Source organism: Rhodococcus sp. 05-2254-5 (assembly GCF_002258575.1).
Classification (GTDB): domain Bacteria; phylum Actinomycetota; class Actinomycetes; order Mycobacteriales; family Mycobacteriaceae; genus Rhodococcoides; species Rhodococcoides fascians.
Map to the genome: position 1 here is coordinate 317,619 of NZ_NOZG01000022.1, position 14,167 is coordinate 331,785.

Annotated in this window: 16 protein-coding genes and 1 tRNA gene; 8 read left to right on the forward strand and 9 right to left on the reverse strand. The window is 62.5% G+C overall.

Features of this window, described 5'->3' with window-relative positions:
• Positions 1–19: 19 nt before the first annotated feature.
• Both CH278_RS14500 and CH278_RS14505 read left to right on the forward strand, forming a co-directional pair.
• Positions 20–1,873: a DEAD/DEAH box helicase gene (locus CH278_RS14500; protein WP_179274567.1), complete on the forward strand. Its 1,854-nt coding sequence runs from the start codon at positions 20–22 to the stop codon at positions 1,871–1,873.
• Positions 1,873–2,445, forward strand: coding sequence for a hypothetical protein (locus tag CH278_RS14505; RefSeq protein ID WP_143536262.1), 573 nt, complete (start codon positions 1,873–1,875; stop codon positions 2,443–2,445). The genes CH278_RS14500 and CH278_RS14505 overlap by 1 nt, the downstream gene beginning before the upstream one ends.
• A gap of 16 nt (positions 2,446–2,461) precedes the next feature.
• On the opposite strand, the gene CH278_RS14510 is transcribed toward CH278_RS14505, so the two are convergent.
• Positions 2,462–2,926: an SRPBCC family protein gene (locus tag CH278_RS14510; RefSeq protein WP_027497200.1), complete on the reverse strand. Its 465-nt coding sequence runs from the start codon at positions 2,924–2,926 to the stop codon at positions 2,462–2,464.
• A gap of 131 nt (positions 2,927–3,057) precedes the next feature.
• On the opposite strand from CH278_RS14510, the gene CH278_RS14515 reads away from it, so the two are divergent.
• A complete protein-coding gene (locus CH278_RS14515) occupies positions 3,058–3,288 on the forward strand; it encodes a hypothetical protein (RefSeq protein ID WP_143536263.1) in 231 nt (76 codons plus the stop codon).
• 284 nt (positions 3,289–3,572) lie between these two features.
• On the opposite strand, the gene CH278_RS14520 is transcribed toward CH278_RS14515, so the two are convergent.
• Positions 3,573–3,995, reverse strand: a complete 423-nt coding sequence (locus CH278_RS14520; protein WP_094622205.1) for a phosphate acetyltransferase — start codon at positions 3,993–3,995, stop codon at positions 3,573–3,575.
• A gap of 700 nt (positions 3,996–4,695) precedes the next feature.
• Here CH278_RS14520 and CH278_RS14525 point away from each other — a divergent pair.
• The 4 genes from CH278_RS14525 to CH278_RS28025 all read left to right on the forward strand — a co-directional run bounded on the left by CH278_RS14525 (position 4,696) and on the right by CH278_RS28025 (position 7,751).
• Positions 4,696–5,580, forward strand: coding sequence for a PD40 domain-containing protein (locus tag CH278_RS14525; RefSeq protein ID WP_094622206.1), 885 nt, complete (start codon positions 4,696–4,698; stop codon positions 5,578–5,580).
• A gap of 330 nt (positions 5,581–5,910) precedes the next feature.
• Positions 5,911–6,312, forward strand: coding sequence for an ester cyclase (locus tag CH278_RS14530; RefSeq protein WP_032387525.1), 402 nt, complete (start codon positions 5,911–5,913; stop codon positions 6,310–6,312).
• A gap of 251 nt (positions 6,313–6,563) precedes the next feature.
• Positions 6,564–6,959 (forward strand): hypothetical protein, encoded by a 396-nt coding sequence (locus CH278_RS14535; RefSeq protein ID WP_143536264.1) that lies wholly within the window; start codon positions 6,564–6,566, stop codon positions 6,957–6,959.
• 159 nt (positions 6,960–7,118) lie between these two features.
• A complete protein-coding gene (locus CH278_RS28025) occupies positions 7,119–7,751 on the forward strand; it encodes a hypothetical protein (protein WP_143536265.1) in 633 nt (210 codons plus the stop codon).
• Positions 7,752–7,794: 43 nt separating this feature from the next.
• On the opposite strand, the gene CH278_RS14545 is transcribed toward CH278_RS28025, so the two are convergent.
• From CH278_RS14545 to CH278_RS14555, 3 genes are all read right to left on the reverse strand, one after another.
• Complete coding sequence (locus CH278_RS14545; protein WP_143536266.1) at positions 7,795–8,136, reverse strand: hypothetical protein; 342 nt, start codon at positions 8,134–8,136, stop codon at positions 7,795–7,797.
• A gap of 253 nt (positions 8,137–8,389) precedes the next feature.
• Positions 8,390–8,821 carry an ester cyclase gene (locus CH278_RS14550; RefSeq protein WP_094622209.1) on the reverse strand — a complete coding sequence of 144 codons (432 nt, stop codon included), beginning with the start codon at positions 8,819–8,821 and terminating at the stop codon, positions 8,390–8,392.
• Positions 8,822–8,864: 43 nt separating this feature from the next.
• Complete coding sequence (locus CH278_RS14555) at positions 8,865–9,845, reverse strand: NADPH:quinone reductase (RefSeq protein WP_094622210.1); 981 nt, start codon at positions 9,843–9,845, stop codon at positions 8,865–8,867.
• Positions 9,846–10,030: 185 nt separating this feature from the next.
• On the opposite strand from CH278_RS14555, the gene CH278_RS14560 reads away from it, so the two are divergent.
• Positions 10,031–10,558: a PadR family transcriptional regulator gene (locus CH278_RS14560; protein WP_094622211.1), complete on the forward strand. Its 528-nt coding sequence runs from the start codon at positions 10,031–10,033 to the stop codon at positions 10,556–10,558.
• 110 nt (positions 10,559–10,668) lie between these two features.
• On the opposite strand, the gene CH278_RS14565 is transcribed toward CH278_RS14560, so the two are convergent.
• The 4 genes from CH278_RS14565 to CH278_RS14580 all read right to left on the reverse strand — a co-directional run bounded on the left by CH278_RS14565 (position 10,669) and on the right by CH278_RS14580 (position 14,161).
• Positions 10,669–10,742 (reverse strand) — tRNA-Pro (locus CH278_RS14565).
• A gap of 85 nt (positions 10,743–10,827) precedes the next feature.
• On the reverse strand, positions 10,828–12,276 hold the full coding sequence (gene der, locus CH278_RS14570) for a ribosome biogenesis GTPase Der (protein ID WP_027497207.1): 1,449 nt from the start codon (positions 12,274–12,276) through the stop codon (positions 10,828–10,830).
• Entirely contained in the window at positions 12,273–12,956 is a 684-nt protein-coding gene (gene cmk / locus CH278_RS14575) for a (d)CMP kinase (RefSeq protein WP_032384284.1), read from the reverse strand. The genes der and cmk overlap by 4 nt, the downstream gene beginning before the upstream one ends.
• Positions 12,956–14,161, reverse strand: a complete 1,206-nt coding sequence (locus CH278_RS14580) for a pseudouridine synthase (protein WP_094622212.1) — start codon at positions 14,159–14,161, stop codon at positions 12,956–12,958. The genes cmk and CH278_RS14580 overlap by 1 nt, the downstream gene beginning before the upstream one ends.
• Between the last annotated feature and the right edge of the window lie 6 nt (positions 14,162–14,167).

Below are 14,167 nucleotides of genomic sequence, written 5' to 3' on the forward strand. Positions count from 1 at the left end.
CTCATCGGCTGGAGGTTGCATGCTCTCGACGACCGACACGGGCCTCGCTCCGCAGGTCACCTACCTGCCCCGTCGACACTGTTTCGCTGTCTGGCAACCTGATTCCACAAGGACGGCCACCGCAGCGACGACGCCGATCGACCTAGCGATACCCGATACGGGCGGCTCCGTGACCGTACGGACCGTCGAAGCACAGCTCGTCGATCCGCGTCGCGTCGAACTCGAAGCGGCACTGGCACCATCGGCAGGCCTCCCGGAAAGCGCGTCGGCCCGGGGGTGGCTGGCGGTTCTGGACCACCTGGAACATCGGCCCCACTACGCCGAGATTCCTGCATCGCTGCTGGAGTCACTCCCCCCGGCCGCGTACGCGGTACCCAACACGGGTGGGTCCAGCGTGTCGACCGCGCACGGTGCCGTCGACGCCCTACGCACCAGCCTGCACATGCAGGCCAATCTGGGCGACAGTGCGTCCACCTTCACCCCGCGGCCGTATCAGGTGCACGGTGCGTCCTGGATTCCGACCGTCGGAGAAGCCGGGGGTGGAGGAATTCTGGCCGACGAGATGGGGTTGGGCAAGACTCTGCAAGCCATCTCGCACATGATTGTGGGAGCCTCGCGGGGTGAAGGCAATTTTCTGGTGGTGTGCCCGACATCCCTGATCAGCAATTGGCGACGCGAGATCGAGAAGTTCTCCGCCGGCGACCTGACGGTCAATGTCTACCGGGGACCGAACCGCTCGCTCGGTGGATGTGGCGAGGTCGGCTGCGTGACCGTGACCGGATATCCGACATTGCGCTCCGACACCGACCGTCTGGCCGAGATCAGTTGGAACACGGTCTTCTTCGACGAAGCGCACGTCATGAAGAACTCGCGCACGCAGGTTTCCCGTGCCGCGCGACGACTGAGCTCGACAACTCGCATCGCACTGACCGGCACCCCGGTCGAGAACCGCATGGACGAACTGTGGGCCCTGATCGACCTCACCAACCCGGGTCTGCTCGGGACCAGAGCACGCTTCACTCGGCGATTTTCCGCACCCATCGAGAACGCAGGTTCGGCGGCTGCGCTTGCGCACTTGTCCCATTCCATAGCTCCGGTCTTCCTCCGACGGACGAAAGACGAAGTGGCGACCGACCTTCCACCCAAACAGCAGATAGACGTACTGTGCCCGATCACGAACGAGCAAGCGATGCTGTACAACTCGACGGTCGAGGCTGCATTCGACACCGGTTTCGGTTCTACACAACGCCGAGGGACTGCGGTGCTCGCTTTGCTGACCTCTCTGAAACTGATCTGCAACCACCCGGGTCTCGTGAACGGCAACATGTCTTCGTCGCCCGACCGTTCCGGGAAACTGGACAGGCTCACCGACATCATCGAGGAGCTCGCCGAATCGTCGCAGACCGCATTGGTTTTCACCCAGTACCGCAAGACCGGCGAGTTTCTCGCCGACCATCTCGCGCGTGTCACTGGAGCCGCCATACCCTTCTTCCACGGCGGACTCGACGTGGACCAGCGCGAGAAAATGGTGGACGAGTTTCAGGGCGGTAGCTGTCCCGTGATGGTGCTGAGCCTCAAAGCAGCCGGCTATGGGTTGAACCTCACCCGTGCGAGCACCGTCATCCATTACGACCGGTGGTGGAATCCGGCGGTGGAATCGCAGGCAACCGACCGGGTACATCGAATCGGACAGACCTCACCTGTGACAGTCATGGCGCTCACCACCGAAGGAACATTGGAGGAGTACATTGCGTCGCTGCACGCCCGGAAGAAAGCAATTGCAGGGTTGACCGAGGGGAACAACGAGACAGCGCTTGCCGCACTGGATGATTCGACACTCAGACAGACGTTGTCGCTGTCGGTGGCACGGTGATGGCATCCACTCCCCAGCCCCCGCCGTTCGGTGCGACTCCATGGGGCAAGGAATGGTTGCGTCGAGTCGAGCCGATCACCGCTACCCGACCCAATCCCATGCTTCCTCGAGCGCGGAGCCTGGCTCGTAGCGAGTCGGCCATCGTGGATACCAACACGATCGGTTCTATTCGCTGCGTGGTCTCAGCAGGAAAGAAAATGGAGACCGCGACATTCACGGTGCCGCGCTATTCGGCGGCTCACAAAAGGGCGGCTCTGCGCATCGTCGCCAGTCATCCGACTCACGGCAGAGGGAGCGGGGATCTGCCCGACGCGCTTCACGCGGAGCTGGTATCGGGGGGTCTGGCACCGGTTCCCATGGACGTCGACACGGCATGCACCTGTTCCAGCAGAACTGATCCTTGCGTTCACGTCACCGCAGCAACGTACGCGATCAGTCTGATCGTGGACCAGTCACCCACGACGGCGTTGGCTATACGTGGCCTGGACCTCGCCGAAGCCGCTGCGTCGAAGGACTTTCCAGCTCGATGGATGCACATCGAGAGCGTCGACGCAGCGGCGTTCTACGGCTGAACGTATGCCCGAAAGATCAGGACGTTGCCTCGACAGCGAGGCGTGCAAGTGTGTCGTTCAGCTGATCCTCGGTGACCAGGGGAAACCCGATCTGCTGGAGAAGCTTCTTGTCCGTGACCTTCGACCAGTCGTAGGTGTGCCGCACCAATGTCTCGTTGGGTCCCTGAGACTCCAGTTCCCACAACCATTCCCATCCGGGAGGCTCGTTGCCGGCCGGCGCGGTCTTCCATGCCAGTAGCTTGTCCTTGGCGTACCCGGTGACGACATTGTCGGTCTGGTATTCCCCACCCATGTGATCGCCCTGCATGTTCATCGTGAACTTCTCGCCGACCTTCTGAATTCGGTCTGCGTGGTCAACGCCGCGTACGAATCCCGAGCCGTCGAGTGCCTGATGCCGCTCGGGGTTGGACAGGACGTCGAAAATTGCGTCCACGGGCGCTTCGATGGTGCGTTCCACTGTCAGCTTTGCGTTCTCTGTCATATCTGCACGATGCCCAATACGCCGGATCCTCAATCATGGATACAGCCGAAAACAGGTGGACCGCGAAGGCTGCCTGGTGAGATGCTCGGCCGACACCGGGATTGCGGCACCCAGCGCAGCGGGACGGAGGCATGACGAGAATGTCCACCGATCTTGCTTCTTCCACTGCCACCTGGGTTCTCGAACACCTCGAACCCGGCGAACGTGTGACGGCCGTGGACTCGATGACCGGAGGCATCACGGCCGAGGTGCGTCGGCTCACTGTGGCAGATGATCAGCACGCCGTTCGCGTGCTCGTGTTGAAGAGCTACACAGCCGTGTCCGTCTCGGCTAACTGTCGTTGCCGAAGAACCACCAAGTGAGGACAATCGCTACGACTGCGGCAACAGTAAAAAGGACGGCGTTGAGCCAATGTGGGTTGCCAGTATCGAGATCTGCCAGTGCCATGAGTACTCGCCCATCCGTCCGCCCTAGTGGACAAAACCGACTTCTGCAGTCGAGCCTATACACAATGGAACGGATAAGCCCTCATCGTTCGACATCTATCCGATTAGTCAATCGCGCGCCATCTTGGTCATTGGAATCGAGCAGATTTCGGGAATCCTTATTCCAAGGCTGGGCCGACTCGCCGTACCAATGCGTGGGTCTACTTTTCGGCCAGACCTGTTGCCGTCGCCAAGTATTCGCGTGAGTCTCGAAGCGTCTGCGCTACACCGCGTCCTGCGATCGCGTGATACCGACTGATTTGGTCGTCATCGAGAGCATCGAGAACAGTGCTGGAATCTGCGTGCATCCAACCACCATCTTGGACCAGTTCATGGGCGCGTTTGCCGTGCAGGGCAGAAATTCCCTCGACTCTGATCCCCTGGGGATCGGTCGACGCCGCAAGGTAGTAGGCCTTCTTGCCGGGGTAACCGGACTTGACCTTCTCACGCAACCGGAAGACGGCGGCGGCTGCGTCGTCGATGGCCGACGCCTGCTCGTCGGACCCGGATTCGGAGGCCGAAACTCGCGCGATCTCCGCATCCAGCGCAGCGAGCAAGGTGGCGAGGTACTCGAGATCACTCATAGGCCCATGATGCCCTAGTGCAGTGTGCTCTCGAACCAGCACCTGACGGAAAGAAATCGAAGATGCCCCCGTCTCGGGGTCCGCGACGCGACGTACTGACACGCCGACCGTCTACAACTCCGTGACAGCGCCGGGGTTTGTCCCTCGCAGTTCGGGGGTCAAAAGGGTCCTGTCGGAAGTCCCGATACCCGACGATAGGGTCATGAGCCGCCGACGACGCGGAGCTGTCCGGACGGTTCGTTGCACCACCTGCAGCTCCCGTCGATGTAGTCGTGGCCGTCTTCACGTTCGCACTCATCCACCGCGCATCCGCTGCCGCAAGACAGCATCTGTCCACGTTTGCACCGCTCGCCGTCGCACCCTGGGTGGTGAAGCGTTCGCGGCGGGGCACCGCAGTCGTGGCATTTGCTCCTGCCGTTGGGTATTCGACTGGGCCGCCACGTGCAACCCACTGAATCGAGCATTTCCAGATCACACGCCATGCAGATCGCCATGCCGTGCAGAGTCGCACAGAGCACCGACAGAAAATCTTCGGTCGAACTCCATGACGCAACACCCCTGTCCGCGGGCACCGCCGTGGATAGGCACAGCCCTGAGAATCGACAAACGAGGCAAGTCGAACGACAGTTTCACGACCTCGACAAGAGGCCACGCCGCGTAGAAGGGTTCTGCACGTTGGCAGTTCTGAGATGATTTCCCGATGCACCGGATCCGGCTGATCTCCGCACTCGTCGTGCTGACACTGCTCGCCACAGGATGCGCCGACGAGCCCGCACCCGAGCCGACACCGGTGGTCGTGGCATTCGACGACGGATGGGGCCAACTGTTCGCCATGAACCTCGACGGTTCCGGCTTGCGTCAGGTCACCCCGACCGTGGGCGAAGACAGCCGCGACCCGAACTATGGGAACGGCGCTGCCCTCTCCCCCGATGGCGAGCATCTCGCGTACGCCCGAGGCCGATTCATCGAGATCCTCGACCTCGAGTCGGGTGAATCGAAATCGGTATTCGAAGGTGGCTACCAACCGGCTTTCTCACCCGACGGATCCAAGATCGCGTTCACCGCGAACGGCGGCATCAACATCATGAACGTCGACGGGTCCGACGCACACGTCATCGCGCAAGAAGAGTCGGCGTTCGGAGCGACATTCTCGCCCGACAGCTCACGGGTTGTCTACGGCACCGGCGGCTACCTGAACGAAGTACCTGCCGACGGCGGTGAATCGACAGTGCTTCTGCGCGACCAGTTCTGGAACTCCGACCCGGCCTTTTCGCCTGACGGGTCGACGCTCGTCTTCTCCAGTAACCGAGGCGGCAACAACGGCTCGGAGATCTACACAATGCCCTCCGCCGGAGGGGAGATCACGCCTCTCACCGATACCTACTCGGCACATCCGAAGTTCACGCCCGACGGCTCGCGCATCCTCTACGACCGAGCGGTCACACAGACGGGTGAACTGGTGACCGATGTCGCTACCGGCTCTCAGGCCGAGATTGCGTCGATGAACCCCGACGGGTCCGACCAGAAGCGGCTGACTCCACGCTCTCTGAGCGGTCAGATGCCGACCGTAGGCGGGGGACGTTGACCCGCCAGCTATTTGGCATATTCGGGGTTCGCTCCGCCTCGCCCCGCGTTCAATCTGCAAGATCGACTACGCTCAAGGGCCGAGAACCGGGTCAGTCCATGCACCGAGTTTTCCGCTACTGGCTATGTAGACCGCCGCAGGCGACAATTGCTCGTGAGCACAGTCCGGTCAAGACGTAACCGATACAGGCATGGGGTGTCCGCCGTAACGGTGACTCGAACGGGCTCGTTGACAACAGCCATTAGGCAGTGACGACGGTGAAATGCTGTTCGTGCAGCTGATCCGCTGTCGTCCTGGCCAGGACTACGCGGGGCCTTTACCGTGGATGGTATGGCGATTTTCGCAGACGATCCGCGCGGTACCTACGCTCGTTACATCACCGCCTGCAACGAACGGCGTTTCGGCGACCTCGACGAATTCATCACCACCGATGTCGAAGGTGTCCGCAGCGGCATCGACGGCTACCGCGACGGCCTTCGAGACATCACAGTCGCGTTCCCCGACTTCAGCTGGTGCATGGAGGACTTGGTCGTCGAGGGCCGGTTGATGGCGGCTCGCCTGACGGATACCGGCACCCACCACGGTGAGTTCGATGGGATCGCGGCGACCGGCCGGTATGTGCAGATCCAAGAACTAGCGATGTACCGGCTCGATGACGACGGCAAGATCGCGCGCTGCTGGGGAGATCTCGAGGCTTCATTGCGCTGTGAACTGCTGGGCCGCGGAGAATAGCTGGCTGCGATCAGCGAAGAGACATACGAGGAGTTAGCGAGCGCGGTTGAGCGGCAGTAGCGCAAGTCGTCAGATCTACGCTTTTGCAGCGTCACGTCCGGCGTCAACGGGTCCACGTGTAAACGTGAGCGGTCAGACAGCGGCTTCGAGACCGAAGCGCATTTCCGCCGTGTTCTAGTGGAACAGTGGACTGGGTCGAGAAAGAACTAAGGGTCGCTGGTCTTACCGGTACCTGCACAGCGGTGGGTGTCATGCTCCCCTGGGCCCTCGAAGGGACCTTGCTCCGGTTGGCGCTGCTGGTGTTTCCTGCGTTCTGCGGTGCCGTCGCCGGACTGTTGGTCGGTGTGATCGCAGTCGGTGGTGGACGCTTCGCCTTGTGGTCGAACCGGATGTGGGCCGCACGATCTCACCGCGCCTGGCGACACCGATTCGCCGCGTGCACCGCAGCAGCCGTCACGCTGACGACCTCTCTTGCATTGAGCTGGCTGGTCGTCGCTGGCAGTGAAATCCTTACTAACACAGATGTATTCCCGTCCTGGTGGATCGCACTGGCAGCGATAACGGCGGCGAGTTACCTATTCGCCTACCTTCTCGCTCCCACGACAGACTGCGCCGCCCGAACACAGGACGGCTTCGGAGAGGTCTAGGTTCCAGCCCCGGTCCTTGCTCGGCCTCATCCTGGCGTGCGTGAGCCGCTGAGCACCGTCGATCTGTTGCGAACAGACGAGATGAGGCGGGGTAATACTGCCGGACAGTCCGTGCTCGACAACACTATTCCACTTTGCGGTATCGGCCATACTGAACACATGGCAAGTCGTGGAGTGGTCCGCACCTGGAATCTGCGCGAGATGCACGGTGTGATCGATTCGGACGACACTCCAGGGGGATGCTGGACATTCGGGGCGACGGTCGCGATTGCGGGATTCCCCAGCCTGGACGAAGGCCAAGTTGTCGAATTCGAGTGGCGACCAACCGACGAGCTCGACGAGAGCTACAACTTCATCACACTTCGCGCGTGGCCGGCAGGTGTCGAGCCGGTGGATCGCCCGTCCGGCTCATCAGCGTGGAACATCGACGCCGATGGCACCGTCACCGAAGAGACGGACTTGGATTTCCTCGAAGAGCCGCGGATCGGGACCGCGGCGAGTGGCATCGTGTCCGCCTGGCACGGCGACGAAGGCTGGGGCGTAATCGATTCCGCGGGTACCCCTGGCGGATGTTGGACTTACTGGAGTGCCCTGCACCCTGACGAGGTGATCGATTCGCAGGGCATGGGTCAGTTCAACATACGAGGAGGCATCCACGACCTCATCGTTGGCGAGAAGGTCGACTTCGAGTGGGAGTCCGTCACAGATCAGGATGGGTACAAGTTTCGCGCGATCAAAGTGCGACCGCGGAGGAAGATTCCGCCGTGGCAGATCGAGTGGATCCCGTCGTAACAGGGACCTGGAGGTTGCCGTGCGTCCGACGACCGTGGCTGCGTCAGGTCACGGTGAAGCGCACAGTGTTGCCGGCCGGATCGAGCAAAGTCGTATTCAGCGGTGCGTCAGTTGTCACCGTCAAACCCGCTCTACCGGAACCGATATCGATCGCTATCTGCTTGCTCCATTCGCCGCCTTCCGGGGGCACGGATCCGATTGCGGCGGAGTTCAGGGGCACCATCCACGAGCCCCCGGTCGGTTTGGCATCGCTATACGGATCGGCCCAGGGTGCATCGAAGTTGTTCATGTTCACGAACACGGTGAGTGGACAGTCGCTGGTGAAGAATGTCCGCCAGGTCAGCGTGACCACCGCGATGCCCGGCCGATCGTGCGGTGTGTACACGTCGCCGCCCACCTCGCCTGCGCACGGTAAAGACATCTCTCTGCCGAGCGAAATGTTGCATGGGAATGGGGTGAACTCCTGATGGTGGGCTGACGCCACCCCCGGCATGCCAAGCAGCGCAACCCCGAGGGCAGCGCCGACAACTGTGGTTCGCACGGTCCAAGTTCGAGTCACGAAATGGACATTACGGTAAGGGCCCTTCGTTGGTGCCGGGTATCAGTCTCGTCCAGTTTTCTGACCGGCAACCCCTCATCTACGGGCAAGCAGGTGATGGGTTGACGGTGTCGGTATCCCAGGCGAGTCTATGTGTGACAGCTACGGCCAGCGCCTCGAGCTCGACGTTCGTGAGTATTGCGTCGATGCACGAGGTCGACGCACCGACGTAGGTCGTCATCAGGTCGATGTCTGTTGCCGTACACCACGCCTTATCATCCGGCCACCACAGGTGGGCGCTCATTCCAAAGGGAAACTGAGCGCTGGCACTGGTCCACTGGATGTCGGAAAAGCCGCTGCGCAACATCGCGAGTAATTCAAGGTAGCCCGAGGGGCCACGCAGTGGTTCGGGATGGGTCGGGGCATGAAAGAGGGCCTCCGGCGCGATCACTTCGTCGGCGAGCTGCTCGTCGGCGGTGTTGATGAACTCGACGAATCGCGTCATCACCTCTTCGGGGGATTTCATGATCATGTTGTTCCTTTCTGTTTTCCGAGGCGAGGCGTCTGTGTGCCGATCACTCAGGTATCTGGAGGAGGACTCGCGTCCGAGTCCCTGCGTCGACGCGATCGTGGCCGTCCGCTATTCGATCCAGGGGCAGCGGATCACCGACGGCGATGGACAGCGCACCTGTGGAAGCAGCCTCGGTCAAGTCCACCGCGGCAGCCGACTTTGCCCCTCGCGAGAAATCGTCGCTGCCCAGTAGGCGAATGGTGATGTTGTCGAACAGCATCGGCCAGAACGGCAGACTCGGACGATCCTCGCGGGTGCCGTAGGCGGCAATCACTGTGTTGTTCTTGGCAATTGCGGCGTCGAATTCGACGTTGTCCGAGAACGACACTTCGACAATGCGGTCGACGCCATCTACCGCAAGATCCTGCACGTGGGTCTCCGCGTCGTCGTCGCTCAGCACCACGACGTGGTCGGCACCGTGGGCACGCGCGAGATCCGCGTCCGCTTCGGTGCGAACAGTTCCGATCACCGTCGCCCCGTTCCACCGAGCCAACTGCGCAGCCAGTGATCCCACGCCGCCCAACACGCCGTGCACCAGGACCGTCTGCCCGGCGACCTCGCCGTCACCGAACACTGCCCGGTGTGCCGTGATGCCTGGAATACCCAGGCAAGCCGCGAGTTTCGACTCCACAGAATCCGGCAGCTCGACTGCCTGCCAGTCGGGTACGACGGTGTATTGCGCCGCGGTACCGAATGCACGATTGGACTGCGCACCGAAAACCCACACTCGCTCGCCCACTCGTGTTCGCTCGACGCCCTCCCCCACCGCGTCGATGTACCCTGCTCCGTCGCTGTGCGGGACGACCCGCGGGTACGGCATCGACGAGCCGAGCCATCCTCGTCGTTTCTTGGTGTCGCCCGGGTTGACCGAGGACAGCGACAGTCGCACTCGAACATCGCCTGGCCCTGGGTCGGGTGTCGGAATCTCTCCGATTCGGAGAACGTCCCGGGCGTTCCCCTGCGAGTCGTACCAGGCGGCGATCATTGCGTTGCGACCACAGCAACGCGGGCCCTCAGCGCGTACTCGGACAGAAGGAGCATGGTGCGTTCGAGGTGGAAGGTTGTCATGTACTCCCTTTCGGAGAGGAGGGCACCGTTCGTCGACCTTCTATCGTACTACCTCGATTCGATGTACACATCGAAGCGAGGTACACCTGGCACACTTAACACATGTTGGAACTGGCAATTCTCGGGTTTCTCTCCGACGGCCCCTTGCACGGATACGAACTCAAACGACGAGTAACTCAGCTCACCGGCTACGCCAAGCCGGTGAGTGACGGAACCTTGTATCCCGCAATCAAACGCCTGGACCGAAGCGGTCTACTGATGCGGCGCTCCGAACCCGGTGCGGGACCGGCTCGCTACGTGCTCACCATTACCGACGAAGGACGCGACGAGCTGACGGCTCGTCTGCGAGATCCCCAGCACAACGACGTCTCGGACTTCTCGCGATTCGTTGTGGTGCTGACCTTCCTGTCCCTCGTACCTTCGGTGGAAGAGCAGCACGCAGTACTGCGTCGTAGGCTTCAGTTCTTGGAGCAACCAGCCAGCTTCTTCTACGACGGCGACCGGGCTGTGAAAGCGGAAGAGGTCACCGACATCTACAGGCGGGGACTACTGCTCGTCGCGCGTGAAACGAGTCGCGCAGAACGGGCTTGGCTCACATCGGTACTCGAGGGTTCTGCCCCACGTCGGTGATCTGTCGGAGTTCGACCGTGTAAGCATTGAGTAGTGACACTCCCGCGGCACGCACACAAAAAAGACGGCTTCGGATTTCTCCGAAACCGCCTCTGAACTGCATCTACGTGTCGGGCTGACAGGATTTGAACCTGCGACCACTTGACCCCCAGTCAAGTGCGCTACCAAGCTGCGCCACAGCCCGCCGCACCTCGAAAGGCGCTTGCTGAGATTACCCCAGCCCTACCCCTGAGAGGAAATCGCCTGCTCAGGGGCCGGGTCGGACTAGGTCAGCGGTTGTTGCCCTTGCCTGGCCGTTCCCGCTTCTCGCGGATACGTACCGAGACGCGAACGGGGCTGCCGTCGAAGTTGAACTCTTCACGCAGACGCCGCTCAATGAATCGGCGGTAGCCGGCCTCGAGGAAGCCGGTGGTGAACAGCACGAACGTCGGCGGGCGTGTGCTGGCCTGCGTCGCGAACATGATGCGCGGCAGGCGTCCGCCACGCATCGGCGGCGGAGTGGCTGCCACGACCTCTTTGAGCCACGTGTTGAGGCGTCCGGTGGGGACACGCTTGTCCCACGACTCCAGAGCCGTCTCCAGTGCGGGAACCAGCTTCTGCACGGCGCGGCCGGTGTGCGCCGAAATGTTCACCCGCTGGGCCCACGGCACGCGCGCGAGATCGCGGTCGATTTCCTTCTCGAGCTGCTGACGACGATCGTCGTCCACCAGATCCCACTTGTTGAATGCCAACACCAGCGCACGGCCGGCATCGGAGACCATGCTCAGCACGCGCAGATCCTGCTCCGAGATCACCTGTGAGGCATCGAGAAGCAGAATCGCGACCTCGGCTGCCTCGATCGCGGACTTGGTGCGCAGCGACGCATAGAACTCGGCACCGCTGGCATGACTGACGCGCTTGCGCAGTCCTGCGGTATCGACGAATCGCCATGTCTTGCCGCCCAATTCGACCAACGAGTCGACCGGGTCGACGGTGGTGCCGGCAACATCGTGCACCACCGAACGCTCGTCACCCGAGAGCTTGTTGATCAGCGACGACTTGCCGACGTTCGGCTTACCGACCAGAGCGACACGCCTCGGTCCCCCACCGGGGATACCTTCGCGCGGAGTCTCCGGCAGGGCCTCGAGCACACGGTCGAGCAGATCACCGGTACCGCGGCCGTGGGTGGCGGACACCGACAACGGCTCCCCCAGACCCAGAGACCACAGTGCAGCGACCTCGGACTCGGTGCGACCGTCGTCGACCTTGTTGGCCACCAACAGAACCGGAGTCTTCGACCGACGCAACACTCGTGCCACTGCCTCGTCCGTCGTCGTCGAACCAACGCGGGCATCGACGACCAGCAGGATCGCGTCGGCGGTGTTCATAGCCAACTCGGCCTGGCGCGCAACGGACTGTTGCAGCCCCTTGGCGTCGGGCTCCCAACCGCCGGTGTCCTGCACCAGGAAGCGTCGACCACTCCAGTTCGCCTCGTACGACACACGATCGCGAGTGACGCCCGGGACGTCCTCGACCACTGCTTCGCGGCGGCCGATGATGCGGTTGACGAGCGTCGACTTGCCGACGTTCGGTCGGCCCACCACGGCGAGAGTAGGTACGGCAACGGCATCTTCACCGTCTTCACCCTCGTTGAGGTCGACGTACTCCCACTCGCCCTCGTCGCTCCACGTTCCGTCGCCCGCGGTTTCCGCTGCGCCGGAGAAGAATTCTTCACTCACTGGACTGCTCCACTTCTGTCGTTCACCACGAGCAGCAAACGCTCGATCACGCCGTCGAGATCCAGCTCGCTGGTATCGACGATCACCGAATCCTCAGCGGGACGAAGCGGTGACACTGCCCTCGTCGAATCTGCATGATCGCGGCGTTGTACATCCGCGAGCACGGATTCGTAGTCGTCGCCGCGACCTTGTTCGATGTTCTGTTTGTTGCGTCGTTCCGCACGCGCCTCCGGTGACGCCGTCAGGAACACCTTCACGTCGGCGTCGGGAAGCACGACGGTGCCGATGTCGCGACCCTCCACCACAATTCGCGTCGACGAGCTGGCGAGGTCGCGCTGCATCTGCACCAAGAGCTCACGCACCGCAGGCACCGCGGACACAGCCGAGACGGCTTTGGTCACTGCGTCGCCGCGGATTTCGCCGCTGACGTCCTCTCCGTCGAGCAAGACGGTCTCCGACAGTGGATCCTTCCCGATCTCGAGGGGAAGGGCTGCAACAACTTTCGCGACTGCGTCTGCATCGGTGGGCTCGACGCCCGAACGCAGCACCCATACCGTTGCGACGCGGTACATCGCACCGGTGTCGAGGTAGCTTGCTTCGAGTGCCGATGCGAGCCGACGCGATACCGACGACTTACCGGTGCCCGAAGGCCCGTCCATCGCCACGACGAGCGCACTCATCACAGGCCTACGGATTCGTAGAGCTTGCCGATCTCGCCGCGGCCGAGAACACGCAGTGTTCCGGGACGCTGATCGCCGAGCACGATGTTGCCGACGTCGGTACGCACGAGGCGTCCCACCGGGAATCCGACCTTGTCGAACAACCGACGCACGATGTGCTTGCGGCCCTCGTGCAACGTCACCTTGACGAGCGATTTGCCGTCCGAGATATCGAGCAGCTGGAAGCCGTCGACCTTCACCGGGCCGTCGTCGAGAGTGACGCCTTCGCGCAACTGCTTGCCGAGCGTGCGGGGAATCGTGCCGAACAGCGTCGCGAGATATGTCTTGGACACCTCGTACGACGGGTGCATCAGCCGGTGAGCAAGGTCACCGTCGTTGGTGAACAACAACAGTCCCTCGGTGTCGGCATCGAGCCGACCGACGTGGAACAGACGCTGGCCCGCCTGCACGCGCTCGGCGACGATGTCGCCGACGCACGGACGACCCAGATCGTCCGACATGGTGCACTGCCATCCGCGCGGCTTGTTCATCGCGAGATGAACCAGTTCTTCCTTCACGACGACACGAGTGCCGTCGACGCGAACGACGGCGATGTTCGGATCGATGCGGATGCCCTGCTCGGTGACGATGCGTCCGTCCACCTCGACGCGACCGTCGGCGATCAGCTCTTCCGCGGCCCGACGCGACGCGACACCGGCCTGCGCGAGCACCTTCTGCAACCGAACACCCTCACCGGCAGGCACGTGCTTGCGCGGGGACGAATCGGTGTACTGATGCTTCGCCGGCTTGGCGTTGCTGATGGTGGTTGCCGGAGCCTGCTTCTTCTGCGGCTTCTGCGGCTTCGGCGGCTTGGGGCGCGACGGCTTCTTGCGGGGCACCGCGTCGTTGCTGCGATCGTTGATGCCCGTCTCGACGGGCTTGTTCTCGAACGATTCCCCCTGCTCGACGCCTCTGCGCGGGGCCGGTCGGCCACCGGTGCGAGGAGCTCCGGTACGGGGTGCGCCTGCGCGAGGTCCCCCGGTGCGCGGGGCCCCAGCGCGAGGTGCTCCGGTACGGGGAGCCCCGTCACGGGGTGCAGCGTCGCGGGTGCGATCTCCGCGGCGCGCGTCACGCGGAGTGTCCGACCTACCTGCGGTCGGCTTCCTGCGTGGGTCTTGTCTCTTGTTACGGTCCGGTGTGCCATCACGGCGAGCGGGCTTGTTCACTTGTGT